The sequence below is a fragment of the Ideonella sp. A 288 genome (genome assembly GCF_002198735.1).
Taxonomy (GTDB): domain Bacteria; phylum Pseudomonadota; class Gammaproteobacteria; order Burkholderiales; family Burkholderiaceae_C; genus Pseudaquabacterium.
Genome location: NZ_MWLO01000130.1, coordinates 1 through 24,373 on the forward strand (window position 1 = coordinate 1; position 24,373 = coordinate 24,373).

Here is a 24,373-nt window from a genome sequence, read left to right on the forward strand (position 1 = left end):
AGCCGGTGGCCAGCAGCATGATCGGCAGCAGGGAAAGACACCACCGGCGCCTAGAATGAGCGCGCAATGCGCCGAGATCGTGCATCGCATCTCCATCGGCGAGGCGCTCACCGCCGCCGACCGGACCGTTCTCAAGGAGGAATGCCGAAGATGACCACCTCGACCCTGTTGCAGGCCCTGCGCCGGTGGTGTCTTTCCCTGCTGCCGATCATGCTGCTGGCCACCGGCTTGGCGGGATGCCAGACCTCGCCGCCGGTGTCGTCCAGCACCGACGCGGTGTCGCTGGACCAGGCCGTGGCCTTCGCCACCGACAGCCTGGCCGCGCAGTTGCAGAAGATGCCCGGCCTGCTGGCCAAGATGGAGGCCAAGCGCCCGGTGCTGATGGACCCGGCGCTCGATGCCGCGTCGGGCCAGCAGACGGCGCTGACGCGACAGCTCGACCAGAAGGTCACCGACCGCCTGCGCGCGCAGCCGCTGTTCGAAGTGCTGCCCTTCCAGCAGACCAGCCTGGCCAAGGCGCAGTACCTGCTGGTGGGCACCATCACCCGCATCGAGGTGGGCAAGGGCGCCTACCAGCTGCACCTGGCGCTGGCCGAACTGAAGACCGGCCAGATCGTGGCGCAGGCTTCTTCGCGCGCCCGCGACGAAGGCTTCGACACCACGCCCACCGCCTACTACCGCGACACGCCGGTGCTGATGGTCAAGGACAAGGTCGTCGAGGGCTACATCCGCACCGCGCAGACGGCGGTGGGGCAGAAGGCCAATGCCGCCTACCTCGAACGCGTGGCGGCCGCCGCCGTCATCAGCGAGGCCACCGCGCTGTACAACGCCGAGCGCTACAAGGACGCGCTGGGCCTGTACCGCAGCGCACTCGACACGCCGGCCGGCGAGCAGATGCGCACGCTCAACGGCATCTACCTGTCGAGCTGGAAGCTGGGCAACCTGCCCGAGGCCGAGCAGGCCTTCGGCAAGCTGGTGTCGCTGGGCCTGGCCAACAAGGCGCTGGGCGTGAAGTTCCTGTTCAGCCCGGGCAGCACCGATTTCTGGCCCGATCCGAAGATCAACGGCCCCTACGGCCTGTGGCTGCGCCAGATCGCGCGGCAGGCCGCCGGCGCCAAGGTGTGCCTCGAGGTGGTCGGCCACACCAGCCGCACCGGCTCGGAGGCCGTCAATGACCGCCTGTCGGCGCAGCGCGCGGCGGCCGTCCAGCGCAAGCTCGAAACCGAGTCGTCGGCCCTGGTCGGCCGCATGAAGGCCAGCGGCGTGGGCTACCGCGAGAACCTCATCGGCACCGGCACCGACGACGCCAGCGATTCGCTGGATCGTCGGGTGGAGTTCAAGGTCAACGGCTGCTGAAAGGCCTCCCGCCTTGGCGGGGATGCGGTGCGGCGCCGGCCCAGCGGGCTGGCGTTGCGTGGGCCGGAGCGCGTCGCCGCCTCAGCCCACCACCCCCGCCCGCTCCAGCATCGCGTGCAGCAGCACATTGCACCCCGCGGTGATGTGCTCGGGCTTGGCGTCCTCGATCTCGTTGTGCGAGATGCCGTCCTTGCAGGGGATGAAGATCATGCCGGCGGGGGCCAGGCGGGCCATGTAGACGGCGTCGTGCCCGGCGCCACTGACGGCGGGCATGTGGCTGTAGCCCAGCTTCTCGGTGGCGCGGGCCACGGCGTCGATGCAGTCGGGGTGGAAGGGCTGCGCCGGGTAGTTGGAGACCAGGTCGATCTGGATCGGCAGGCCGCTGTCGGCGCTCAACCGGGCGGCCACCGCGCGGATGTCGGCGTCCATCGCCTCGCACAGCGCGTCGCTGGCGTTGCGCAGGTCGATGCTGAACTTCACCCGGCCGGGGATCACGTTGCGGCTGTTGGGGTGCACCTGCACCATGCCCACGGTGCCGCGGCCGTGCGGTGGATGGCGGTGGGCGCAGGCCACCACCTCCTGCATCAGTGCGGCGGCCACCTGCAGCGCGTCCTTGCGCAGGGCCATCGGCGTCGGGCCGGCGTGGGCCTCCATGCCGGTGACGGTGCAGTCGTACCAGCGGATGCCCAGCACGCCGGTCACCACGCCGATGGTCTTGTCGTGGTCTTCCAGCACCGGGCCCTGCTCGATGTGTGTCTCGAAGTAGCTGCCGATGGGGTGGTCGCCGGGCTCCTGCTCGCCGATGTAGCCGATGCGCGCGAGTTCGTCCTTCACGCTCTTGCCGTCCACGTCCTTCGCGGCATAGGCATGCTCCAGCGTGAAGGCCTTGGCGAACACGCCCGAGCCCATCATCACCGGCACGAAGCGCGAGCCTTCCTCATTCGTCCACCAGGCCACCTCGATCGGTGCCTCGGTCTCGATGCCGGCGTCGTTGAGCGTGCGCACCACCTCCAGCCCGGCCAGCACGCCGTAGTTGCCGTCGAACTTGCCGCCGGTGGGCTGGGTGTCGATGTGGCTGCCGGTGACCACCGGCGGCAGGCTGTTGTTGCGGCCTGGGCGGCGCAGGAAGCCGTTGCCGATCTTGTCGATCGTCACCGTCAGGCCGGCCTCCCTGGCCCAGCGCGAGACGAGGTCGCGGCCCTGCTTGTCGAGGTCGGTCAACGTCAGGCGGCACACGCCGCCCTTGGGCGTGGCGCCGATCTGCGCCAGTTCCATCAGCGAATCCCACAAGCGCGGGCCGTTGATGCGCAGGCCCTGCACCTTCTCGGGCAGGGGCTTCGTCTTCATGTCCATGCGGATCTCCTCAGCGCGCCACGGGCGTGGGCGCATCCAGCGCGGCCTTGCGGGCCAGCGCATCGAACGGCGGGCCGAAGGGCGGGCGCTTCACGTACTGGCCGGCGCCGCGCACGGCGCGCAGGTCGCCGTCGGCCAAGACCAGTCGGCCGCCGCTGACGGTGTGGGTGGCCACGCCGGTGACGGTGCGGCCCTCGAAGACGTTGAAGTCGCCCAGCGAGCGCTGGGTCTTGACCGACAGCGTCTTGGTGGCCTTCGGGTCCCACAGCACCACGTCGGCGTCGGCGCCCTCGACGAGGCAACCCTTGCGCGGGTAGATGTTGAACAACTTCGCGGCATTGGCCGAGGTGACGGCGACGAACTCGCTGGGCGTCAGCCGTCCGGTGTTGACGCCTTCGTCCCAGATCACCGCCAGGCGCTCCTCGACACCGCCGCAGCCATTGGGGATCTTGCTGAAGTCGTCGCGGCCGGCGGCCTTCTGCTCGGCGCAGAAGGTGCAGTGGTCGGTGGCGGTGGTGTGCAGGTTGCCCGACTGCAGCCCACGCCACAGCATCTGTGCATGGCCCTTGGGGCGGAACGGCGGGCTCATCACGTGGCCGGCGGCAAACTCGAAGCGCGGGTCGCGGTAGACGCTGTCGTCCAGCGTGAGGTGTCCGGCCAGCACCTCGCCATAGACGCGCTGGCCGCGGGCGCGGGCGCGGGCGATGGCCTCGGCGCTTTCGGCGCAGCTCACGTGCACCACGTAGATCGGCACGTTCAGCACGTCGGCGATGGCGATGGCGCGTTGCGCGGCCTCGGCCTCCACCGCGGGCGGGCGGCTCAGCGGGTGGCCTTCGGGGCCGAGGATGCCCTTGGCCTTCATCTCGGCCTGCAGCAGGAAGACGAGTTCGCCGTTCTCGGCGTGCACCGTGGGCATCGCGCCCAGTTCCAGCGCGCGCTTGAAGCTGTTCACCAGCGTCTCGTCGTCGCACATGATGGCGTTCTTGTAGGCCATGAAGTGCTTGAAGCTGTTCACGCCTTCGTCCTGCACCAGCGTGCCCATGTCGCGGCGCACCGACTCGTCCCACCAGGTGACGGCGACGTGGAAGCTGTAGTCGCCGGCGGCCTTCTCGGCCCAGCCGCGCCAGGTGCGGTAGGCGTCCATCAGCGGCTGCTTCGGGTCGGGGATCACGAAGTCGATGATGGTGGTGGTGCCGCCGGCCATGGCCGCTGCGGTGCCGCTGTAGAAGTCGTCGCGCGTGACCGTGCCCATGAAGGGCAACTGCATGTGGGTGTGCGGGTCGATGCCGCCTGGGATCACGTATCGGCCACCCGCGTCCAGCACGTCGGCACCTGCAGGTGCGGCGAGGTTGGCACCCACGGCGGCAATGCGCCCGTCGACACACAGCACGTCGGCACGGAACTCGCGGTCGGCGTTCACCACCGTGCCGCCACGGATCAATAGGGGCTTCATCGAAGGCGCTCCTGCGGGGAAAGGGCAATGGTTGCGCCCGGGGCGCGTGGCGTCAAGCCGGCTGCGCGGCCTTGCGCATCGGGTTGTTCGGGTGCGTGGTCCAGTCGGCCGGCGTGGCGCTGACGGCGCGGCCGGTGCGCTGGTCGACCTCGCCGGGCGCCAGCGTGCGCAGCGTGATGCACTCGGGCACTGGGCAGACGGTGACGCACAGGTTGCAGCCGACGCACTCGTCTTCCTTCACCTCGAAGTGGCGCTGGCCGTCCTTCATCGCGGTGATGGCCTGGTGCGAGGTGTCCTCGCAGGCAATGTGGCAGCGACCGCAGGCGATGCACTTGTCCTGGTCGATGGCGGCCTTGCTGATGGCCTCGAGGTTGAGGTACTGCCAGTCGGTGACGGTCTTCAGCGCGCGGCCCTGGAAGTCGGCGGTGGTGGCGAAGCCCATCTCGTCCATGTAGTTGGCCAGGCCGTCGGTCATCTCCTGCACGATCTTGAAGCCGTACACCATCGCGGCGGTGCACACCTGCACGTTGGTGGCGCCCAGCGCGAGGTAGTCGAGCGCGTCGCGCCAGTTGCCCACGCCGCCGATGCCCGAGATGGGCAGGCCGGCGGTCTCGGCCGAGCGGCCGATCTCGGCCACCATGTTCAGCGCGATCGGCTTGATGGCCGGGCCGCAGTAGCCGCCGTGGCTGCCCATGCCGCCGGTGGCCGGGCTCATGGTCAGCGTGACGGGGTCGACGCCCATGATCGAGTTGAGGGTGTTGATCAGGCTCACCGCATCGGCGCCGCCGCGCCGGGCGGCGGCCGCGGGCTGGCGCACGTCGGTGATGTTGGGCGTGAGCTTCACGATCACCGGCAGCCGGCTGTACTGCTTGCACCAGCGGGTGACCATCTCGATGTACTCGGGCACCTGGCCCACGGCGGCGCCCATGCCGCGCTCGCTCATGCCGTGCGGGCAGCCGAAGTTCAGCTCCACGCCGTCGCAGCCGGTGTCTTCCACCATGGGCAGGATCGCCTTCCAGGCCTGCTCGGTGCACGGCACCATCAGGCTCACCACCAGCGCGCGGTCGGGCCAGTCGCGCTTGACCTGGCGGATCTCCTGCAGGTTGAGTTGCAGCGGCCGGTCGGTGATCAGCTCGATGTTGTTGAAGCCCAGCATGCGCCGGTCGGGCGTGAGCAGCGCGCCGTAGCGCGGGCCGTTGACGTTGACCACCGGCGGGCCTTCCTCGCCCAGCGTCTTCCAGACCACGCCGCCCCAGCCGGCCTCGAAGGCGCGGTTCACGTTGTAGGCCTTGTCGGTGGGTGGCGCGCTGGCCAGCCAGAACGGGTTGGGGCTCTTGATGCCGGCGAAGTGGTTGGTGAGGTCGGCCATGGCGGGCCCTTCCTGCGGTGGGGTGGGGCGCCGCTCAGCCGGCGGCGACAGGGGTGCCGATGAGGGCATGGATGGCGGCGGCGGCGCGCTTGCCGTCTTCCACTGCCTCGACGGTGAGGTCGCGGCCGCCGAGGCGGGCGTCGCCGCCGACGAACAGGCCCGGCGTGGCGGTGCGGCCGTCGTCGTCGGCCACGATGCGGCCGCCCTGCAGCGTGAGGCCCGTGCCGTCCAGCCAGCCGGCGTCGAGCTTCTGGCCGATGGCCTTGAGCACCATGTCGGCGACGAAGCTCTGGTGCGCGCCGGTGGCTTGCAGCACGCCGGCCGCCAGCCGCTGCCGCACGAAGCGCATGCCGGCCACGTGGCCCTGCGAGCCCAGCACCGCCTCGGGTGCCAGCCAGTGGTGGATGGCCACGCCTCGCGTCTGCGCCCACTCCTGCTCGGCACGCGACGCGCCCATCTGCTCGGGCCCGCGGCGGTAGACGATGTGCACCTCCTCGGCGCCCAGCAGGCGGCTCTGCACGGCCGCGTCGATGGCCGTCATGCCGCCGCCGATGACCACCACGCGGCGGCCGATCGGCAGGGTGGACTTGTCCTGCGCGACGCGCAGGTCGGCGATGAAGTCGACCGCGTCGCGCACGCCGGCCAGGTCTTCACCGGGCACGCCGAGCGTGTATGTGCGGCCCAGGCCCACGGCCAGGTAGACGGCCGCGTACTCGCGGCGCAGGGCGGCCAGCTGCGCGGCGTCGGCCAGGCGCCAGCCGGTCTCGAGGCGGATGCCGCCGATGCCCAGCAGCCAGGCCAGTTCGCGCTGCGCAAAGTCGTCGGCCACCTTGTAGGCGGCCAGGCCGTACTCGTTCAGGCCGCCGCCCTTGGGTCGTGCGTCGTGCACCACCACCTCGTGGCCCAGCCGGGCCAGCCCCACGGCGCAGGCCAGGCCCGAGGGGCCGGCGCCGACCACGGCGACGCGCCGGCCGCTGGGGGCCGCCCGCGGAAACAGCGAGGCGAAGGGCCGGTCCATCACCGCGTCGACCGCATGGCGCTGCAGCCGGCCGATCTCCACCGCCTTGCCCTGCTGGGCGTGGCGCACGCAGACCTGCTCGCACAGCACCTCGGTGGGACAGACGCGGGCGCAGGTGCCGCCCAGCGGGTTGGCATCGAGGATCACCCGCGCCGCGCCGCGCAGGTTGTCGTCGGCGATGCGGCGGATGAAGCTGGGCACGTCGATGCCGGTGGGGCAGGCGGTGCTGCACGGGGCATCGTGGCAGTACAGGCAGCGCTCGGCCTCGACCAGCGCCTGCGCGCGGGTCAGCGGGGGCACGGCGTCGCCGAAGCGCTGCGCCACCTCGGCCGGCCCCAGCCGGCCGGCCTTCACGTCGGGTGGGCCGCCGTCGATCGTTCCAGGGCTCGTGGACACGGGGCAACTCCTCGCGCACCGGGCAGGGCAGGTGGCCCGGATTCACACCGAAGCTGACCATTTGGTCAGAAATCTCGAGGGCATGGTACGCAACGGCCGTGCCCGGCGGCGACCCCGGAAAAACCCCCGCCGCGGTGCAGGGGCAGGTGTCTGCCGGGTTGCCCTTGGTGCACGCCGCCTCGGGGCGGTGCAGGGGCCGGACGGTGCGGCGGCGGCGCCGCTGCGGGGTGCGCTCGGCACTGCCGGCGTGGCGCACGTGGGGTCGGGCACGTGGGGTCGGGTCAGGCCCGACGGCCAGTCCCGTGCCCGAGAGGCTCAGGCCGCAGCGGACAAGCCCGTCAGCGCCTGGTGCATGGCCTCGGTGGCCTGCTCGACGATGCGCTGCTTCCAAGCGTCGGTGTCGGTGTAGAACGCGTCGCGCACGCGGCGCTTGATGGCCTCGCGCTGGGGCTCGCCGGCCTCGGGGTGGTTCTCGAGCCACTGGTCGGCGCGCAGGGCGTCCAGCACCTCGCCGATCGGCACGGTGCCGTACTCGAGCGCGATGCCGCTGTATATGGCCTGCGGGCATTCCTCGTAGGCGGACAACCACATCAGGCCCGACAGCAGCGCCGACGTGGACGAGCCGTCGTAGATGGACGTGACGCCAGCGCCCCACCAGCCGCGCACCCGCGCCAGCGCGGCGGCATCGTCGCGGCAGGCGAAGATGCGCTCGCCCACGCCGCTGGGGCCCAGGCCGGTGTGCAGGTCGATCCAGCCCAGCTGGCGGCAGCGCTGGCCGTGGTCGCGCAGCACCTGGCGCAGCGTCTGCTGGCTCCAGGTGGGGTTGCGTCCGCCGTAGAACAGGCCCTCGGGGTGGTCGTACTGGCCCGCGGTGATGGCCGTCTGCCAGGCGCGCAGGCCGTGGCGCGCGATGTAGTCGTCCTGCGCGGCCTGCACCCCGGCGCTGGGCGGCCAGGTGGACGGCACCAGCAGGTGGGCGATCTCGTCGTAGCCGGTGTTGCGCGGCAGCGGCCGGTGGAAATCGTGGAAGTTGCGATTGAGGTCGACGTTCTCCTGCGTCGTGCGCCGCCACCACGAGAAGCCGTAGGGGTTCAGGCCATGGATGTACAGCACCGCCACGCCCGACCGGCGCACCGCCTCGCGATGCGCCGCATTGCCCACCAGCGCCACCTGCGCGCCCGAGCCGCAGAAACCCTCGACGCCGTGGCAGGCGCTGCTGAGGATCAGCACGCTGGCGGCGTCGGCAGGGCCGTCGCGCACCACGTCCATCGACAGCGCTTCGCCATCGCGGCCGATCATCGGGTGCGGGTGCACCTCGACGTCGAGCCCGGCCGCCTCGGCCGCGGCCACGAACTTGCCGCGCGCCTCGGCGTAGGTTTGCGAGAAGGCCGCCGACACCGTGCCGTTCACTTCGGCGTGCCCAGCCAGGCCTCGGCCATCCGCACCCAGGCTGTGGCGCCGAGCGGGATCAGGTCGTCGTTGAAGTCGTAGCTGGGGTTGTGCAGCATGCACGGGCCCAGGCCGTGGCCGCCGTCGCGGTGCGATCCGTCGCCGTTGCCGATCAGGAAATAGCAGCCGGGCTTTTCGAGCAGGTAGTAGCTGAAGTCCTCGGCGCCCATCGTCGGCTCGAACTCGTGCACGTTGTCGGGCCCGACCACCTCGCCCAGCACGCGGCGGGCGAAGGCGGTCTCGGCGTCGTGGTTGACGGTGGGTGGGTAGTTGCGGACGAACTCGAACTCGCAGCCGCATTCGTAGGCCGCGGCGGTGGCCTCGGCCATGGCCTTCATGCGGCGCTCGATGAGGTCGAGCACCCCGGTGGTGAAGGTGCGCACCGTGCCCTCGATGACGCAGCTGTCGGGGATGACGTTGGTGGCCTCGCCGGCGTGGATCATGGTCACCGAGATCACGCCGGTGTCGATCGGCCGCAGGTTGCGCGAGACGATGGTCTGGAACCCCTGCACCATCTGGCAGGCGGCCGGCACCGGGTCGACGCCCAGGTGCGGCATCGCGCCGTGGGCGCCCTTGCCGCGCAGCGTGATCTTGAACTCGTTGCTGGATGCGAAGCAGGGCCCGGACTTCAACGCGAACTGGCCCACCGCCATGCCCGGCCAGTTGTGGGCGCCGAACATCGCCTCCATCGGGAACAGCCGGAACAGGCCGTCCTTGATCATCTCGCGGGCACCGCCGCCGCCTTCTTCGGCGGGCTGGAACACCAGGTAGACGGTGCCGTCGAAGTTGCGGTGCCGCGCCAAGTGCTTGGCCGCCGCCAGCAGCATCGCGGTGTGGCCGTCGTGGCCGCAGGCGTGCATCTTGCCGGCGTGGCGGCTGGCGTGCTCGAAGCGGTTGTGCTCGGTCATCGGCAGGGCGTCGATGTCGGCACGCAGGCCCACGGCGCGGCCGGAATTGCCGTTCTGGATGATGCCGACCACGCCGGTCTTGCCCAGGCCGCGGTGGATCGGGATGCCCCAGTCGGAGAGCGCCTGCGCGATGACGTCCGACGTGCGCTGCTCCTCGAAGCACAGCTCCGGGTGGGCGTGGATGTCTCGGCGCAGGGTCGCGATGGTCGCGGCGTCTGCCAGGATGGATTCGATCAGGCGCATCGCGAATGTCTCCGTTGGTGTTTCGAAAAGTCTACGTCCAACGCGATGGCCCCGGCTGAGCGCGGGTCAGCGCCGCACCCGGCCGTCCTCGGTGAGCATGGTCAGGTCGACGAAGGACGACCCGACGTGGTTGCGTGGGCCGAAGCCGACATGGAAGCCGCCCAGGTCGAGCCGCTGGATCGATTCGAGCGCGCCGATCAGCGTGTCCCGCGTGACGGCCCGGCCCGCACGCTTCAGCCCCTCGACGAAGACGCGGGCGGCGATGAAACCCTCCATGCCCGAGTAGTTGGGCTTGTGCTGGTCGCCAGCCCGCTTGGCGGCGTCGAGGTAGTCGCGCGAGATGCCCGCGGCGGTGCTGAAGGGGTAGGGCATGACCTGGCTGATCATCACGCCGCGGCCCTCCTTGCCCAGTTCGTCGGCCAGCGCCTGCGTGCCGACGAAGGACACGTTGTAGAAGGTGCCGCCGTAGCCGGCCTGCCGGGCCGCCCGGATGAAGGCCGCGCAGCTCTTGTAGGCGCTGATCTGCACCACCGCATCGGGCTGCTTGGCCACGATGGCCTGCACCGCCGCGGCCACGTCGACGCTGTTGCGTTCGACCAGGCCGACGACCGTGGGCGCCAGCCCCTGCGCCGACAACGCGCGGGTCACGCCATCGAGCCCGGCCTGGCCGTAGCTGTCGTTCTGGCGGAAGACGGCGATCTTCTTCAGCCCCAGGTGGGTGAGCTGGCGCACGATGAGCGCTGTCTCGTCGAAGTACGAGGCCCGCACATGGAAGACCTGGCGGCTGAAGGGCTCGCGCAGTGCCTGCGCGCCGGTGAAGGGGGCGAACAGCGGCACCCGCGCGTCGTTGACCAGCGGTAGCGCCGCCAGCGTGGTGGGCGTGCCGACGTAGCCGAACAGCGACAGCACGTCGTCGCGGATGAAGGTGTCGGTGTTGGCGCGGCAGCGGTCGGGCTCGTAGCCGTCGTCGAGCAGGCGCAGTTCGATGGGCTGGCCGTTGACGCCACCCTGCGCGTTGACGGCATCGAAATGCAGCTTCGCGCCCTGGTTCATCTGGATGCCCAGTTGCGCGGCAGCGCCCGTGGTCGGAGCCGACTGGCCGAGCACGAGGCGGCGGACCGGCTGCGCCAGGATGGGGCCTGAGGCCAGGGTGGCCGCGGCAGCGAGGTGGCGCAGGACGTGGCGTCGATCGAGGGTTCGGGTCATGGACAGTGGGTCGGCGACAGGCCGCGTGATGCTGCAGTGTTCGCGCGGCCGCCGCAACCTGGGAGCACCCCATCGGTTCGGACCGACCGTGCGAAGGTATGCAATAGTTGCCGCATGCAGACAAACACTGACCTGCGCATGGTACGTGGTGCCTGTCCGCACGATTGTCCGGACACCTGCGCGTGGATCGCGACGGTCGAGCGTGGCAAGGTCATCCGCCTGCAGGGCGACCCCGACCACCCGCCCACCCACGGAGCGCTGTGCACCAAGGTTTCGCGCTACGCCGAGCGCACCTACCATGCCGGGCGCGTGCTCACCCCCCTGAAACGGGTGGGCCCCAAGGGCGCCGGGCAGTTCGTGCCGGTGGGCTGGGACGAGGCGCTCGACGACATTGCCGCGCGCCTGCGCGAGATCGCGTCACGAGACCCCGAGGCCATCCTGCCTTACAGCTATGCCGGCACGATGGGCATGCTGCAGTCCGAGAGCATGGACCGGCGCTTCTTCCATCGGCTCGGCGCGTCGCTGCTCGACCGCACCATCTGCTCGAACGCCGGTGGCGAGGCGCTGGCCGGCACCTACGGCGGCAAGCTCGGCATGCACCTCGAGGACTACGCGGCGAGCCGGCTGATCCTCATCTGGGGCAGCAACTCGATCGCGTCGAACCTGCACTTCTGGACCTTCGCGCAGCAGGCCAAGCGGCAGGGCGCGCGGCTGGTGTGCATCGACCCGCGGCGCACCGAGACGGCCGACAAGTGCCACCAGCACATCGCCCTGCGGCCCGGCACCGATGGCGCGCTGGCGCTGGGCCTGATGCACGAGCTGATCACCGCAGGCCTGCTCGACGAAGACTACATCGCCCGCCATGTCGACGGCTTCGACGCGCTGCGCGAGCGCGCGCTGCAATGGCCGGCGGCCCGGGCGGCCGAGGTCTGCGGGCTCGACGCGGCCGTGATCACCGCCCTGACGCACGAGTACGCCGCCACGCGGCCCGCCGCCATCCGCCTGAACTACGGCGTGCAGCGCGTGCGCGGTGGCGGCAACGCGGTGCGGCTGATCGCGCTGCTGCCCTGCCTCACCGGCGCCTGGCGCGAGCGCGGCGGCGGGTTGCTGCTGTCGAGCTCGGGCTGGTTCCGCGCCTTCCGCAACGACGCAGTGCTGCAGCGGCCCGACCTGCTCGGCGATCGCCGGCCGCGCACCATCAACATGAGCACCATCGGCGACGACCTGCTGCGCGACAGCTCGCCTGCCTTCGGGCCGCGCGTCGAGGCGATCGTCGTCTACAACAGCAACCCGGTGGCGGTGGCGCCCGATTCCAGCAAGGTGGTGGCGGGCTTCCGGCGAGAGGACCTCTTCACCGTGGTGCTCGAGCACTTCCTCACCGACACGGCCGACCACGCCGACTACGTGCTGCCGGCCACCACGCAGCTGGAGCACCGCGACCTGCACACCGCCTACGGCCACACCTACGTGGTGGCCAACGAGCCGGCGGTGGCGCCGCTGGGCCAGGCGCGGCCCAACACGCAGGTCTTCCGCGACCTGGCTGCGCGCATGGGCTTCGACGAGCCGTGCTTTGCCGACACCGACGAGCAACTCGCCGCGCAGGCGCTGCAGGGCCTCGACCTGCAGGCCTTGCGAGCGCAGGGCTGGGTGAAGCTGCCCGTGCCCGACCGGCCCTTCGCCGACGGTGGATTCAGCACGCCCAACGGCCGCGCGCAGGTGGCGCCGCCGGGCTGGGCGGTGCCCGATCACCTGCCGCCGCACGAGTCGCCGGCCTCGGCGCCCGCGCTGGCCGCCCGCTACCCGCTGGCGATGATCTCGCCGCCGGCGCGCAACTTCCTGAACTCCACCTTCGTCAACGTCCAGAGCCTGCGCGACATCGAAGGCGAGCCGCTGCTCGAGATCCACCCCGACGACGCGGCCGCGCGCGGCATCGCCGACGGCAGTGTGGTGCGCGTGTTCAACGACCGCGGCACCTACCGCTGTAAGGCGGCGGTGTCGACACGCGCCCGGTCGGGCGTGGTCATCGGGCTGGGCGTCTGGTGGCGCAAGCTGGGGCTGGACGGCACCAACGTCAACGAGCTCACCAGCCAGCGCCTCACCGACATCGGTCGCGCGCCCACCTTCTACGACTGCCTGGTCGAGGTGCAGCCGGGATGACGTGGCGGCGGGTGGCCGCCACGGGCGGCGCGGTGCTGACGGCGATGCTGGCCAGCGGCTGCGACAGCATGGGCTACTACGCGCAGTCGGTGGGCGGCCACCTCGACCTGATGCGTCGCGCGCGGCCCGTGGCCGAGCTGCTGGACGATGCCGCCACCTCCGAAGCGCTGAAGCAGCGGCTGCAGCTCGCGCAGCGCCTGCGCCGGTTTGCGGTCACCGACCTCGCGCTGCCCGACAACGCCAGCTACCACCGTTACGCCGACCTCGGCCGCCCGTCGGCGGTGTGGAACGTGGTGGCCGCGCCCGAGCTGTCGCTGACGCTGCAGACCTGGTGCTTCCCGGTGATGGGTTGCGTCGGGTACCGCGGCTACTTCGACCGCGGTGGCGCCGAGCGCATGGGCACCGAGCTGCGCGGGCGGGGCCTCGAAGTCAGCGTCTATGGCGTGCCGGCCTACTCCACGCTCGGCTGGAGCAACTGGGTCGGCGGCGACCCGCTGCTCAACACCTTCATCGCCTGGTACGAGGCCGATCTGGCCCGGCTGATCTTCCACGAGCTGGCCCACCAGGTGGCCTATGCCGCGGACGACACCACCTTCAACGAGTCCTTCGCCACCGCGGTCGAGCGGCTGGGCAGCGCGCGCTGGTTCGAGGCCGCCGGCCGGCCGGTCGACACCGATGCCGCCTCGCGCCGCCGCGTCGAGTTCAAGGCGCTGACGCTGCGCACCCGATCGGCGCTGGAGGCGCTGTACCGCAGCGACCTGCCCGATGCCGACAAGCGCCAGCGCAAGGCCGAGCTGATGGCCACGATGCGCGCCGAGCATGCCGCGCTGAAGGCCGGGCCCTGGGCCGGCTTCACCGGCTACGATGCCTGGTTCGCCGGTGCCAACAATGCCGCACTGGCCGTGCAGGCCGCCTACGATGCGCTGGTGCCCGAGTTCGAGCGCCTGTACGAGCGCCAGGGCCGCGACTTCACCCGCTTCTATGCCGAGGTCAAGCGCCTGGCCGCCTTGCCCAAGGACCAGCGCCGCGCCACACTCGCGGCCAATCCCTGAACCCCTTGCCGTCCCCGGAGTCCTCTCGAATGTCCGACATCCGCATCCACCGCGACCACAGCCTCGGCCTGAAGAAGGCGCGCGAGGTGGCCTGGCAATGGGCCGAAGAGGTCGAGCAGAAGTTCGACATGGAATGCACCGTGCTCGAGGGTGAGTTCAGCGACACGGTGGAGTTCACCCGCAGCGGGGTGAACGGCACGCTGACGGTGGCCGCCGACCACTTCGACCTGCAGGCCAAGCTGGGCTTCCTGCTCGGCGCCTTCGCCAGGACCATCGAAGGCGAGATCGAGAAGAACCTCGACGCGCTGCTGGGCCAGGCCGGGGCCACCGGCAAGAAGGCTGCCTCACCGGCCAAGAAGGCCGCCGCGCCGCGCAAGACGGCCGCCAAGCGCTGAACCGCGTGGCCGCGCGCAGGGCCTCGCCGGGCCCCGCCGTGTCGACTTACTTCAGCGATTCGATCAGGTCGACGTACTCTTGCATCGCGTCGTCGGTGGACTTGCCCTTGAGGCCGTTCCAGGCGTCCCACTTGGCGCGGCCCACCATGTCGGTGAAGCCCGGGCGCTTGCCTTCGACGTCGCCCGCGCTGGCCTGCTTGTACAGCGAGTAGATCTGCAGCAGCGTCATGTTGTCGGGCTTTTCCGGCAGGTTCTTGCTGTCGGCCACGGCTTTTTCGAAGCGGGCTTTGAGGTCGGCCATGGGGGTCTCCTTGGGGGTCGGGATGTCGCTGACAATCGAAAACCGCGATTGACGACCCGGATGTTAACCAGCATCGTCGTCCGGACACCACCCAGAACAGGAGACGATCGATGACCGCACCCGCCGCCAGCCGCATGTCGAGAGTCGACACCGCGTGGCTGCGCATGGACAACGACGTCAACCTGATGATGATCGTCGGCGTCTGGTTGCTCACCCCGGCCATCACGGTGGAGGCCCTGCGCGAACGCATCGCCGACAAGCTGCTCAAGTACGAGCGCTTCCACCAAAAGGTGGTGCTCGACACGATGGGTGCCAGCTGGGTCCCCGACGGCGATTTCGACATCGCCCGCCACGTCTTCGTCGAGAAGCTCGTGCGCCGCCGCGGGCAGGGCGAGCGTGCCGCGCTGCAGGCGCGCTGCGGCGAACTGGCCACCACGCCCCTCGATCCTGCCCGCCCGCTGTGGCAGTTTCACCTCATCGAGCAGTACGAGGGCGGCTGTGCGCTGATCGCCCGCATCCACCACTGCATCGGCGACGGCATCGCGCTCATCTCGGTGATGATGTCCATCACCGACGGTGGCAGCGATCCCCCGCAGCGCCGCCGCCGCAAGGGCGCCGACGCTGACGGCGAACACGGCCACGAGGGCGACTGGCTGGCCGAGGCGGTGCTCAAGCCGCTGAACGACGTGGCCGTCAAGGCGGTTGCCATGTATGGCGGCGGCGTGGCCCGGTCGATCGACATGCTGGCCCATCCGCAGCAGCCGCTGCTGGGCTCGCTCGACATGGCGCGCTCGGGCCTGCAGGTGGTGGGCGACGTGGCCGCGCTGGCGCTGATGCCCGACGACTCGCCCACGCGGCTGAAGGGCAAGCCGGTCGGCAAGAAGGTGGTGGCCTGGAGCGAGCCGATGCCGCTGGACCGCGTCAAGGTCATCGGCAAGGCGCTGGGCTGTTCGATCAACGACGTGCTGCTGGCCTGCGTGGCCGGCGCCATCGGCCAGTACCTGCGCGAGCAGGGCGACGAGATCGACGGCCAGGAGATCCGCGCCATGGTGCCGGTGAACCTGCGCCCGCTCGAGAAGGCCTGGCAACTGGGCAACCGGTTTGGCCTGGCGCCGCTGGTGCTGCCCATCGGCATCGAGAACCCGGTGGAGCGCGTCTACGCCGTGCGCCAGCGCATGAACGACCTGAAAGGCAGCTACCAGCCCTTGCTGGCCTTTGCGGTGCTGTCGGTGGCGGGGCTGTTCATCAAGCCGGTGCAGGACGCGATCCTGGGGCTGTTCGCCAAGAAGTCGACCGCGGTGATGACCAATGTGCCGGGTCCGCAGGTGCCGCTGCGTTTCTGCGGTTCCACCTTGCGGCAGACCATGTTCTGGGTGCCGGCCTCGGGCGATATCGGCGTGGGCGTCAGCATCCTCAGTTACGGCGGCGGCGTGCAGTTCGGGCTGATCACCGACCGCAAGCTGTGTCCCGACCCTCAGGCCATCATCGACCGCTTCGAGCCCGAGTTCGAGAAGGTGCTGTGGCTGGCGATGATGCTGCCCTGGGGCGGGCAGGCCGACGGGTTCGACGGCTGATCAGGCGTTGCCGGCGTCCGGTGCCGGACCGGCGCCGGGGGCCGAGGGCGGCTCGCCGTCGAGGTGGCCGTCGTCGGTGGGGCGGCCGCGCATGCCGCCGCGCAGAAAGCGGTTGTGCTGGTGCGCCGCGCGCGGCAGGAACCGCGCCAGTTCGGACAGCGCCATCTGGTACACATCGCGCTTGAACTCGATCACCAGTTCCAGCGGCACCCAGTAGTCGTTCCAGCGCCAGGCGTCGAATTCGGGGTGATCGGTGGCGCGCAGGTCGAGATCGGAATCGCGGCCCGTCAGGCGCAGCAGGAACCAGATCTGCTTCTGGCCCCGGTAGTGGCCACGCGCATCCTTGCGGATGAAGTGCTCAGGCACTTCATAGCGCAGCCAGTCGCGCGTGCGCGCCAGGATGCGGACGTGCTCGGGGCGCAGGCCCACTTCCTCGTGCAGCTCGCGAAACATGGCCTGCTCCGGCGACTCGCCGTACTTGATGCCGCCTTGGGGGAACTGCCACGAGTGGGTACGCAGACGTTTGCCCCAGAACACCTGGTTGCGCGAGTTGAGCAGGATGATGCCGACGTTGGGCCTGAAGCCTTCCCGGTCGAGCATAATCAACCCCAATTCTTGAATTGAAATCATTATTGCACCGGCCTCGTGCGGCATGCGAACTCTCGCTTACCCGCACGCTCCAAAGGCCTCGGTGCCCGCTGCGGCCCCACCGCGGCGGCCTCAGCGAGCCCCCATGAAAGCCACCCAGTTCTTCATCGCCACCCTGAAGGAAGCGCCTGCCGACGCCGAGGTCGTGAGCCACCAGCTCATGATGCGCGCCGGCATGATCAAGCGGCTCGGCGCCGGCATCTACAACTACATGCCCATGGGCTTGCGTGTCATTCGCAAGGTCGAGGCGATCATCCGCGACGAGATGAACCGCGCCGGGGCGGTCGAGCTGCTGATGCCCGTGGTGCAGCCCGCCGAGCTGTGGCAGGAGACCGGCCGCTTCCAGGCCTATGGCCCCGAGCTGATGCGCGTGAAGGACCGCCACGACCGCGACTTCATCATCCAGCCCACCAGCGAAGAGGTCATCACCGACATCGCCCGCCAGGAGCTGCGCAGCTACAAGCAGCTGCCCCGAAATTTCTACCACATCCAGACCAAGTTCCGCGACGAGCGCCGGCCGCGCTTCGGCGTGATGCGCGGGCGCGAGTTCACGATGAAGGACGCGTACTCCTTCGATCGCGACAAGGCTTCGGCGCTGAAGAGCTACCAGGTCATGTTCGATGCCTACAAGCGCATCTTCGACCGTTTCGGCCTGACCTACCGCGCCGTGGCTGCCGACACCGGCGCCATCGGCGGCGATGCCTCGCACGAGTTCCAGGTCATCGCCGACACCGGCGAGGATGCCATCGTCTACTGTCCCACCAGCGACTACGCGGCCAACATCGAGCTGGCCGAGGCGGTGGCGCCTGCGGCCCCGCGCGCCGCGCCGTCGCAGCCGCTGCACAAGACGCCCACGCCGGGCAAGAGCACCTGCGAAGACGTGGCTGCTCTGCTGAGCCTGCCGCTGGAGCGAACCGTGAAGTCGCTGGTGCTGGCCACCGACGTCAAGAACGAGGCCGGCGACATCGTCGAGAGCACCGTGTGGCTGCTGCTCGTGCGTGGCGACCACAACCTCAACGAGATCAAGGCCGGCAAGCTGCCGGGGCTGAAGGACGGCTTCCGCTTTGCCACCGTCGCCGAGATCGAAGACCGCTTCGGTTGCAAGCCCGGCTACCTGGGCCCCATCGGTACCGCCAAGCCGGTGAAGGTGGTGGCCGACCGCACCGTGGCGGCCATGGCCGATTTCGTCTGCGGCGCCAACGACGCCGACTTCCACTTCACCGGCGTCAACTGGGGCCGCGACCTGCCCGAGCCCGACCTGGTGGCCGACATCCGCAACGTCGTCGTCGGCGACCCCTCGCCCGACGGGCAGGGCGTGCTCGCCATCCAGCGCGGCATCGAGGTCGGCCATGTGTTCTACCTGGGCACCAAGAAGTACAGCGAGCCGATGAAGGCCCACTTCCTCGACGAGACCGGCAAGCCGCAGCCCTTCGAGATGGGCTGCTACGGCATCGGTGTCACGCGCATCCTGGGCGCGGCCATCGAGCAGAACCACGACGAGCGCGGCATCATCTGGCCGGTGGCCATCGCCCCCTTCGCGGTGGTGATCTGCCCGATCGGCTACGACCGCAGTGCCGAGGTGCGTGCCGCGGCCGACCAGTTGCACGACACGCTGGTGGCGCAAGGCATCGACGTCATGCTCGACGACCGTGGCGAGCGCCCCGGCGCGATGTTCGCCGACTGGGAACTGGTGGGCGTGCCGCAGCGTGTGGTGCTGTCCGACCGCGGCCTGAAGGCCGGCACCGTCGAACTGCAGGGCCGTCGCGAGGCCCAGGCCACCGTGGCGCCGCTGGCCGAGGCCGCCGCCCTCGTGAAGGACCGGCTCTCGGCATGACCGGGCGGCTGCGCCGCCGCGCGGTGCTGGCCGCGGCCGCCGGGGTGGCTTGGCCGCCGGCCCAGGCCGGCCGGCAGGCCGAGGAGCCGCTGGCCGACTCGGTGCGCACGGCCTTGTCCGCGGCCATCGGCAGTGCGGCGCCGCCGCGGCCGCAGTTCGACCAGATCGAGGCCCGCCTGGCTTACCTGCGCTGGCTGGGCGCCATGAGCGAGCGGCTCAAGCGCCGCAAGAGCGAACACAGCACCCGCGTCGAATTCCTCGAGACCCTGTGGTACGAGAGCAAGCGTGCCGGCCTCGAACCCGAACTGGTGCTGGGGCTGATCCAGGTGGAGAGCGGCTTCCGCAAGTACGCCATCAGCTCGGTCGGGGCACGCGGCTACATGCAGGTGATGCCGTTCTGGGCCCGCCTCATCGGCGACGGCGACCCGGCGCGGCTGTTCCACATGCAGACCAACCTGCGCTTCGGCTGCGTGATCTTGCGCCACTACCTGGGCATCGAGCGTGGCGACCTGTTCCTGGCGCTGGGCCGCTACAACGGCAGCCGAGGCAAGCCCGAATACCCCAGCGCGGTGTTCGCAGCGCGCCGCCAGTGGTCGGCGGCCTGACCCTCAGCGCCTGAGGCCTTGCCAGTGCCGCGGACGGGCGTCGGCCACGCCCAGCAGCGACAGCACGCGTTCCACGCTCTCGTCGACCAACTCGTCGATGCTGCTCGGCCGGTGGTAGAACGCTGGCAGCGGCGGGAAGACGATGCCGCCCATCTCGGTGACGGCCGTCATGTTGCGAAGGTGGGCCAGGTTGAAGGGCGTCTCGCGCACCATCAGCAGCAGCGGGCGGCGTTCCTTCAGCGTCACGTCGGCGGCGCGCGTGAGCAGGTTGTCCGACAGGCCGTGGGCGATGGCCGCCAGCGACTTCATCGAGCACGGCGCCACCACCATCGCGTCGGTGGGAAAGCTGCCGCTGGCCACGCACGCTCCCACGTCGCCCACACCATAGGCCTGGTCGGCCAGCGCCTCGAGCGCCGAACGGTCGAGGCCCAGTTCATGGTGGCCGTTGAGCACGCCGGCGGCCGTGACCACCAGGTGCGTCTCCAGGCCGAGTGCTCTCGCGCGCTGCAGCAGCCGCACGCCATACACCGCCCCGGTGGCGCCGGTGATGCCGACGACGAGCCTGCGTGGTTCGTCGCTCACGGCGATGGCCTACGCGCGTGGCGGTCGGTCATGCGGCGACCGCGCGGGGTGTCACTTCGCCAGCATCTGCTGCAGTTCGCCGGACTCGTACATCTCCATCATGATGTCCGAGCCGCCGACGAACTCGCCCTTCACGTACAGCTGCGGGATGGTCGGCCAGTTGGCGTAGTCCTTGATGCCCTGGCGGATGGCTTCGTCCTCGAGCACGTTCACGGTCTTCAACTCGGTCACGCCACAAGCCTTCAGCACCTGGATGGCCCGGCCCGAGAAGCCGCACATCGGGAACTGCGCATTGCCCTTCATGAACAGCACCACGGGGCTGCCCTTCACGATGTCGTCGATCTGCTTGTGCACGTCAGTCATGTCTTGCCCGGTCCAATGTCTTGATCAGGTCGAGGTTATACGGCAAACCGGGTCGGCGCCGCCACGGCCGGTCATGTAGGCCCGTCGCGTGCGACGGCTTCTGTGGCGCCGGGCGCTCAGAAGCTGTAGGTCACGCCCAGGCGCACCATGGGCTGCAGGCGCAGGTCGCGCAGCGCGTCGCCGACGCTCAGGCCGCCGTTGAGCACGCGTCCCAGGCGGGCCGCGGCCCCCAGGCTCTGCGCCGCCATGCCGACATCGGCGCTGAAACCCCAGTCGCCGCGCTGTCCGGCGCCAGAGTAGCCGATGCCGAGGTAGGGCCAGGCGCTGACGGCATCGCCGTCGGTGGCCGCCGACACGATGCGCTGGTTGAGCACCAACCCGCTGGTCAGCCGCAGGCCACCGGTGTTGCCGAACCTCAGTGCGTCGAGGTGGTAGTCACCGAACAGGCGCGCCGATCGCTGCAACGCGCCATGCCCGAGGTCCAGCGGCGACCAGCCGGGTCGGGGCAATGCCGTCTCGAACTCCAGGCGCGCCTGCCAGTGCGCACTGGGCTCCGGCGCTCGCGGCACGGACAGGCCATCCGCCCACGCCGCCAACGGCGCCAACAGCAGGCAGGTGGCCAATGCGATCGACGTGCGGTTCATGGCGTACTCCTTGCGCAAGGGACTGCCAGATCATCGTACGCCCGGCTCGGCAGTCTGTCTCGGCACTGGCTTGCCAACCACACCCCGCGCGGCCTTTGCCTCATCCCCAGAGGGGACCGGGCCACCGCCCGCCGGTGCACCGATCGTGTCCGGCCAGATCGCATCGGGTCGCGATGTCGTCCAAGCCCCCGGCATGGAGCAGCGCACGCACGGCGGGCGCCTGGTCGAAGCCATGCTCGAGCAGCAGCCATCCGCCGGCCTCGAGGTGCGCCGGCGCGCCGGCGACGATGGCGCGGAGGGCGTCGAGTCCGTCCGGCCCGGAGGTCAGTGCGAGCGCGGGCTCGTGCCGCAGCGCCGGCAGATGCGGGTCGGCCTCGGCGATGTAGGGCGGGTTGGACACCACCAGGTCGAAGCGACGGCCCGCCACGGCCTGCCACCAGGCGCCGGCCCGCCATTCGACGGCCAGGCCCAGCCGGTGGGCATTGCCGCGGGCCACGGCCAGCGCGGCCGGGCTCAGGTCGGTGGCCGTCACGCGCCAGGCGGGCCGGGCGTGGGCCAGGGCCAGGGCCACGGCGCCGCTGCCGGTGCCCAGGTCCAGCACCTCGGCCGACCCGGCGCCCCGGGCGTCGAGTGCCCAGTCGACCAGCGTCTCGGTGTCGGGCCGCGGCACCAGCACGTCGGGCGTGACCTGCAGCGACAGGCCGTGGAACTCGCGTTCGCCCAGCAGATAAGCCACCGGCCAGTCGTCGGCGCGGCGCTGGCAATCGGATTGGAATGCCACCCAGGTGTGAGCCGGCAGCGGATCGCCGTCATGGGCCAGCAGCCAGGCGCGTGGCTGGCCGAGATGGTGCGACAACAGCAGGTGCGCGTCGAGCCGGTCGAGGCCGGCCTGCTGCGCCCAGGCCAGCGCCTGCGCCACCGTGGCGGGTTGGGTCGGGCCTGGCGGCAGGCTCACGCCGCGCTGCCGTCCAGCGCCGCCAGCTGGGCCTGGGCCTGCGCGGCCTGCAGCGCCGCCACGACGTCGTCGAGTTCGCCGTCCATGATCGCGCCCAGCTTGTACAGCGTGAGGTTGATGCGGTGGTCGGTGAGCCGCCCCTGCGGGAAGTTGTAGGTGCGGATGCGGTCCGAGCGGTCGCCGGTGCCGACCAGGCTCTTGCGCGTGGCGGCCTCCTTGGCCTCGCGGGCCACGCGGTCGCGGTCGCGCAACCGGGCCAGCAGCACCGCCATGGCCTTGGCCTTGTTGCGGTGCTGCGAGCGGTCGTCCTGGCATTCGGCCACCAGGCCGGTGGGCAGGTGGGTGATGCGGATGGCCGAGTCGGTCTTGTTGACGTGCTGGCCGCCGGCGCCGCTGGCGCGGAAGGTGTCGATGCGCAGGTCGGCCGGGTTGAGGGTGACGTCGGTGGCCTCGTCCGGCTCGGGCATCACGGCCACGGTGCAGGCGCTAGTGTGGATGCGGCCCTGCGACTCGGTCTCGGGCACGCGCTGCACGCGATGGCCACCGGACTCGAACTTGAGCTGGCCGTAGACGCCGTCGCCCTCGATGCGCAGCACCAGTTCCTTGTGGCCGCCCAGGTCGCTGGGGCTGTCGCTCATGACCTCGCTGCGCCAGCCCTTGCGCTCGCAGAAGCGCAGGTACATGCGCGCCAGGTCGGCGGCGAACAACGCCGATTCCTCGCCGCCGGTGCCGGCGCGGATCTCGAGGAAGGCCGGGCGGGCATCGTCCGGGTCTCGGGGCAGCAACGCCGCCTGCAGGTCGGCCAGCCCCTGTTCGAGGTCGGCCTGCGCGGCATCGATCTCCTCTCGGGCCATGTCGGCGAGGTCCGGGTCCGACAGCATCTCGTGCGCGGCGGCCAGGTCGGCCTCGCGCTGCTCATGGCGCCTGAAGCGCGCGACCACGTCGGACGCCTCGGCCTGTTCCCGGGCGATGCTGCGGTAGCGCTGCATGTCGGACGTGACCTGCGGGTCGGCCAGGCTGGCATCGAGCTCGGCCAGGCGCATGACGAGGCGCTGGAGCTGCAGGCGGAGGCTGTCTTTCATCGGCGGCGAGGGCAGGGTGGCGCTGGGCACGCGCGACGTGGTCGCACGTGCCGGTGGCGGCGTAGCAGCCGCTAACGGCCGTCGTCGGCGGGATTGCGGGTGGTCTGGCGCAGGAACAGACGCGACACCGTCTGCGCCATCTGCGCGCGCTGCTCGCCATCGCTGGCGTGGAGTTCGGCCATCGTGCCGTGCAGCATCTTCTGCGTCAGGCCGCGGGACAGCGCCTCGAGCACGGTGTCGATGTCGGCTCCCTTGGCCAGCAGCTTGCGGGCCCGCGCGATCTCGGCAGCGCGCCAATCGTCGGCCTGCCGATTGAGTGCCTGGATGAGCGGCACGCTGGCGCGCTGGTCGAGCCAATGGGTGAAGCTCTGCACGCCGGCGTCGATGATGGCTTCGGCCTGGGCCACGGCGGCCTGGCGCTTCTCGCCGGCCGACTGCACCTGGGCGGAGAGATCGTCCACCGTGTACAGGTAGACGTCGGACAGCGCGGCCACTTCGGGCTCGATGTCGCGTGGCACGGCCAGATCGACCATGAACATGGGGCGGTGGCGGCGGGCCTTCAGCGCGCTGCGCACGGCACCCAGGCCGATGATCGGCAGGGTGCTGGCGGTGCAGGACACGATGGCGTCGAACTCGTGCAGCCGATGCGGCAGATCGGCCAGGCGCAACGCCTGGGCGCCGAAGCGGCCGGCCAGTTTCTCGCCGCGCTCGAGCGTGCGGTTGGCGATGGCCATGCCCTTGGGGGCACGCGCCGCGAAGTGCGTGGCCACCAGCTCGATCATCTCGCCGGCGCCGACGAACAGGACCTGGATGTCTCGCAGGTCTTCGAACAGTTGCGCGGCCAGCCGCACCGAGGCCGCGGCCATGCTGATGGAATGCGAGCCGATCTCGGTGGACGTGCGCACGTCCTTGGCCACCGAGAAGGTGCGCTGGAACAACTGGTGCAGCGTGGTGCCCAGGGTGCCGGCCATGTCGGCCTCGCGCACGGCCTGTTTCATCTGTCCCAGGATCTGGGGCTCACCCAGCACCATGGAATCGAGGCCGGACGCCACACGGAAGGCGTGGCGCGCGGCGTCGCGGTGCTCGAGCACGTAAGTGTGGTGGCGCAACTGGTCGGTGCTGACGCCGCCGTGACCGGCCAGCCAGTCGATCGCCGGGGCAACCAGACCATTGACTTGGGCCGGTTCGGCCGCGACGTAAAGTTCGGTGCGGTTGCAGGTGGACAGCAGCGCCGCCTCAGGCAAAACGCGCTGCAGGTTCTCGCGGAACGCGCGCAGTGCCGGAGAGAGCTGCTCGGGCGCGAACGCGAACCGGCCACGCAGATCGACGGGCGCTGTCGTGTGGTTCAGGCCGAGGGCGAACACGCTCATGCACCGATTATAGAATTCGGTCCTCGAAAAACGCGGCATCCAGCCCACGAACTTGACGTG

22 protein-coding genes are annotated in these 24,373 nt (G+C 70.4%); 7 read left to right on the plus strand and 15 right to left on the minus strand.

Annotation, left to right across the window (positions count from 1 at the left end; genetic code table 11):
- The first annotated feature begins 150 nt into the window (after positions 1-150).
- The gene (locus EOINJALH_RS17370) at positions 151-1,356 is read left to right on the plus strand and encodes an OmpA family protein (RefSeq protein WP_088282481.1); all 1,206 of its coding nucleotides are present in this window, start codon (positions 151-153) and stop codon (positions 1,354-1,356) included.
- Between the two features lie 81 nt (positions 1,357-1,437).
- On the opposite strand, the gene EOINJALH_RS17375 is transcribed toward EOINJALH_RS17370, so the two are convergent.
- The 7 genes from EOINJALH_RS17375 to EOINJALH_RS17405 form a co-directional block, all read right to left on the minus strand.
- Positions 1,438-2,709 carry a Zn-dependent hydrolase gene (locus tag EOINJALH_RS17375; protein ID WP_404872772.1) on the minus strand — a complete coding sequence of 424 codons (1,272 nt, stop codon included), beginning with the start codon at positions 2,707-2,709 and terminating at the stop codon, positions 1,438-1,440.
- Positions 2,710-2,719: 10 nt separating this feature from the next.
- On the minus strand, positions 2,720-4,162 hold the full coding sequence (gene hydA / locus EOINJALH_RS17380; protein WP_088282328.1) for a dihydropyrimidinase: 1,443 nt from the start codon (positions 4,160-4,162) through the stop codon (positions 2,720-2,722).
- A 52-nt stretch (positions 4,163-4,214) separates the two neighbouring features.
- Positions 4,215-5,531 carry an NAD-dependent dihydropyrimidine dehydrogenase subunit PreA gene (gene preA / locus EOINJALH_RS17385; protein ID WP_088282330.1) on the minus strand — a complete coding sequence of 439 codons (1,317 nt, stop codon included), beginning with the start codon at positions 5,529-5,531 and terminating at the stop codon, positions 4,215-4,217.
- Between the two features lie 34 nt (positions 5,532-5,565).
- Positions 5,566-6,945, minus strand: coding sequence for an NAD(P)-dependent oxidoreductase (locus tag EOINJALH_RS17390; protein ID WP_404872773.1), 1,380 nt, complete (start codon positions 6,943-6,945; stop codon positions 5,566-5,568).
- Positions 6,946-7,260: 315 nt separating this feature from the next.
- Positions 7,261-8,355, minus strand: coding sequence for a M14 family metallopeptidase (locus EOINJALH_RS17395; protein WP_088282332.1), 1,095 nt, complete (start codon positions 8,353-8,355; stop codon positions 7,261-7,263).
- Positions 8,352-9,545 carry a M20 aminoacylase family protein gene (locus EOINJALH_RS17400; RefSeq protein ID WP_088282334.1) on the minus strand — a complete coding sequence of 398 codons (1,194 nt, stop codon included), beginning with the start codon at positions 9,543-9,545 and terminating at the stop codon, positions 8,352-8,354. The genes EOINJALH_RS17395 and EOINJALH_RS17400 overlap by 4 nt, the downstream gene beginning before the upstream one ends.
- Before the next feature lie 66 nt (positions 9,546-9,611).
- On the minus strand, positions 9,612-10,751 hold the full coding sequence (locus EOINJALH_RS17405) for an ABC transporter substrate-binding protein (protein WP_088282336.1): 1,140 nt from the start codon (positions 10,749-10,751) through the stop codon (positions 9,612-9,614).
- A gap of 138 nt (positions 10,752-10,889) precedes the next feature.
- Between EOINJALH_RS17405 and EOINJALH_RS17410 the strand changes: the two genes are divergently transcribed.
- Genes EOINJALH_RS17410 through EOINJALH_RS17420 form a run of 3 tightly spaced genes read left to right on the plus strand, consistent with a single transcriptional unit; the run spans position 10,890 to position 14,355 of the window.
- The gene (locus tag EOINJALH_RS17410) at positions 10,890-12,908 is read left to right on the plus strand and encodes a molybdopterin-dependent oxidoreductase (RefSeq protein ID WP_234413898.1); all 2,019 of its coding nucleotides are present in this window, start codon (positions 10,890-10,892) and stop codon (positions 12,906-12,908) included.
- A complete protein-coding gene (locus EOINJALH_RS17415) occupies positions 12,905-13,960 on the plus strand; it encodes an aminopeptidase (RefSeq protein WP_088282340.1) in 1,056 nt (351 codons plus the stop codon). Before EOINJALH_RS17410 ends, EOINJALH_RS17415 begins: the two co-directional genes overlap by 4 nt.
- 29 nt (positions 13,961-13,989) lie before the next feature.
- Positions 13,990-14,355 carry a polyhydroxyalkanoic acid system family protein gene (locus EOINJALH_RS17420; RefSeq protein ID WP_088282342.1) on the plus strand — a complete coding sequence of 122 codons (366 nt, stop codon included), beginning with the start codon at positions 13,990-13,992 and terminating at the stop codon, positions 14,353-14,355.
- Positions 14,356-14,401: 46 nt separating this feature from the next.
- Here EOINJALH_RS17420 and EOINJALH_RS17425 read toward each other — a convergent pair whose 3' ends face one another.
- Positions 14,402-14,656, minus strand: a complete 255-nt coding sequence (locus EOINJALH_RS17425; protein ID WP_088282344.1) for an acyl-CoA-binding protein — start codon at positions 14,654-14,656, stop codon at positions 14,402-14,404.
- 110 nt (positions 14,657-14,766) lie between these two features.
- On the opposite strand from EOINJALH_RS17425, the gene EOINJALH_RS17430 reads away from it, so the two are divergent.
- Entirely contained in the window at positions 14,767-16,230 is a 1,464-nt protein-coding gene (locus EOINJALH_RS17430; RefSeq protein WP_234413899.1) for a wax ester/triacylglycerol synthase family O-acyltransferase, read from the plus strand.
- Here the strand turns inward: EOINJALH_RS17430 and EOINJALH_RS17435 are convergent, their stop codons facing one another.
- The gene (locus tag EOINJALH_RS17435; protein ID WP_088282348.1) at positions 16,231-16,830 is read right to left on the minus strand and encodes an RNA pyrophosphohydrolase; all 600 of its coding nucleotides are present in this window, start codon (positions 16,828-16,830) and stop codon (positions 16,231-16,233) included.
- Between the two features lie 133 nt (positions 16,831-16,963).
- On the opposite strand from EOINJALH_RS17435, the gene EOINJALH_RS17440 reads away from it, so the two are divergent.
- Both EOINJALH_RS17440 and EOINJALH_RS17445 read left to right on the plus strand, forming a co-directional pair.
- On the plus strand, positions 16,964-18,712 hold the full coding sequence (locus EOINJALH_RS17440) for a proline--tRNA ligase (protein WP_088282350.1): 1,749 nt from the start codon (positions 16,964-16,966) through the stop codon (positions 18,710-18,712).
- Positions 18,709-19,317, plus strand: coding sequence for a lytic transglycosylase domain-containing protein (locus EOINJALH_RS17445; protein ID WP_088282352.1), 609 nt, complete (start codon positions 18,709-18,711; stop codon positions 19,315-19,317). Before EOINJALH_RS17440 ends, EOINJALH_RS17445 begins: the two co-directional genes overlap by 4 nt.
- Positions 19,318-19,320: 3 nt before the next feature.
- Here the strand turns inward: EOINJALH_RS17445 and EOINJALH_RS17450 are convergent, their stop codons facing one another.
- The 6 genes from EOINJALH_RS17450 to hemA form a co-directional block, all read right to left on the minus strand.
- A complete protein-coding gene (locus tag EOINJALH_RS17450; protein ID WP_199873411.1) occupies positions 19,321-19,899 on the minus strand; it encodes a UbiX family flavin prenyltransferase in 579 nt (192 codons plus the stop codon).
- Between the two features lie 51 nt (positions 19,900-19,950).
- A complete protein-coding gene (gene grxD, locus EOINJALH_RS17455; RefSeq protein ID WP_088282356.1) occupies positions 19,951-20,262 on the minus strand; it encodes a Grx4 family monothiol glutaredoxin in 312 nt (103 codons plus the stop codon).
- A 116-nt stretch (positions 20,263-20,378) separates the two neighbouring features.
- Entirely contained in the window at positions 20,379-20,906 is a 528-nt protein-coding gene (locus tag EOINJALH_RS17460; protein ID WP_144290072.1) for a hypothetical protein, read from the minus strand.
- Positions 20,907-21,006: 100 nt separating this feature from the next.
- The gene (gene prmC / locus EOINJALH_RS17465; protein ID WP_199873412.1) at positions 21,007-21,855 is read right to left on the minus strand and encodes a peptide chain release factor N(5)-glutamine methyltransferase; all 849 of its coding nucleotides are present in this window, start codon (positions 21,853-21,855) and stop codon (positions 21,007-21,009) included.
- Positions 21,856-21,857: 2 nt separating this feature from the next.
- Positions 21,858-22,943, minus strand: coding sequence for a peptide chain release factor 1 (gene prfA, locus EOINJALH_RS17470; protein ID WP_144290073.1), 1,086 nt, complete (start codon positions 22,941-22,943; stop codon positions 21,858-21,860).
- Positions 22,944-23,014: 71 nt separating this feature from the next.
- Positions 23,015-24,313 carry a glutamyl-tRNA reductase gene (gene hemA / locus EOINJALH_RS17475; RefSeq protein WP_088282364.1) on the minus strand — a complete coding sequence of 433 codons (1,299 nt, stop codon included), beginning with the start codon at positions 24,311-24,313 and terminating at the stop codon, positions 23,015-23,017.
- Between the last annotated feature and the right edge of the window lie 60 nt (positions 24,314-24,373).

Bases quoted from the DNA above. Each gene is read 5' to 3' on its own strand.
- EOINJALH_RS17370 (WP_088282481.1), top strand. From the start codon at position 151: ATGACCACCTCGACCCTGTTGCAGGCCCTGCGCCGGTGGTGTCTTTCC.
- EOINJALH_RS17375 (WP_404872772.1), bottom strand. From the start codon at position 2,709: ATGGACATGAAGACGAAGCCCCTGCCCGAGAAGGTGCAGGGCCTGCGC.
- hydA (WP_088282328.1), bottom strand. From the start codon at position 4,162: ATGAAGCCCCTATTGATCCGTGGCGGCACGGTGGTGAACGCCGACCGC.
- preA (WP_088282330.1), bottom strand. From the start codon at position 5,531: ATGGCCGACCTCACCAACCACTTCGCCGGCATCAAGAGCCCCAACCCG.
- EOINJALH_RS17400 (WP_088282334.1), bottom strand. From the start codon at position 9,545: ATGCGCCTGATCGAATCCATCCTGGCAGACGCCGCGACCATCGCGACC.
- EOINJALH_RS17405 (WP_088282336.1), bottom strand. From the start codon at position 10,751: ATGACCCGAACCCTCGATCGACGCCACGTCCTGCGCCACCTCGCTGCC.
- EOINJALH_RS17410 (WP_234413898.1), top strand. From the start codon at position 10,890: ATGGTACGTGGTGCCTGTCCGCACGATTGTCCGGACACCTGCGCGTGG.
- EOINJALH_RS17415 (WP_088282340.1), top strand. From the start codon at position 12,905: ATGACGTGGCGGCGGGTGGCCGCCACGGGCGGCGCGGTGCTGACGGCG.
- EOINJALH_RS17420 (WP_088282342.1), top strand. From the start codon at position 13,990: ATGTCCGACATCCGCATCCACCGCGACCACAGCCTCGGCCTGAAGAAG.
- EOINJALH_RS17425 (WP_088282344.1), bottom strand. From the start codon at position 14,656: ATGGCCGACCTCAAAGCCCGCTTCGAAAAAGCCGTGGCCGACAGCAAG.
- EOINJALH_RS17430 (WP_234413899.1), top strand. From the start codon at position 14,767: ATGACCGCACCCGCCGCCAGCCGCATGTCGAGAGTCGACACCGCGTGG.
- EOINJALH_RS17435 (WP_088282348.1), bottom strand. From the start codon at position 16,830: ATGCTCGACCGGGAAGGCTTCAGGCCCAACGTCGGCATCATCCTGCTC.
- EOINJALH_RS17440 (WP_088282350.1), top strand. From the start codon at position 16,964: ATGAAAGCCACCCAGTTCTTCATCGCCACCCTGAAGGAAGCGCCTGCC.
- EOINJALH_RS17445 (WP_088282352.1), top strand. From the start codon at position 18,709: ATGACCGGGCGGCTGCGCCGCCGCGCGGTGCTGGCCGCGGCCGCCGGG.
- grxD (WP_088282356.1), bottom strand. From the start codon at position 20,262: ATGACTGACGTGCACAAGCAGATCGACGACATCGTGAAGGGCAGCCCC.
- EOINJALH_RS17460 (WP_144290072.1), bottom strand. From the start codon at position 20,906: ATGAACCGCACGTCGATCGCATTGGCCACCTGCCTGCTGTTGGCGCCG.
- prfA (WP_144290073.1), bottom strand. From the start codon at position 22,943: ATGAAAGACAGCCTCCGCCTGCAGCTCCAGCGCCTCGTCATGCGCCTG.
- hemA (WP_088282364.1), bottom strand. From the start codon at position 24,313: ATGAGCGTGTTCGCCCTCGGCCTGAACCACACGACAGCGCCCGTCGAT.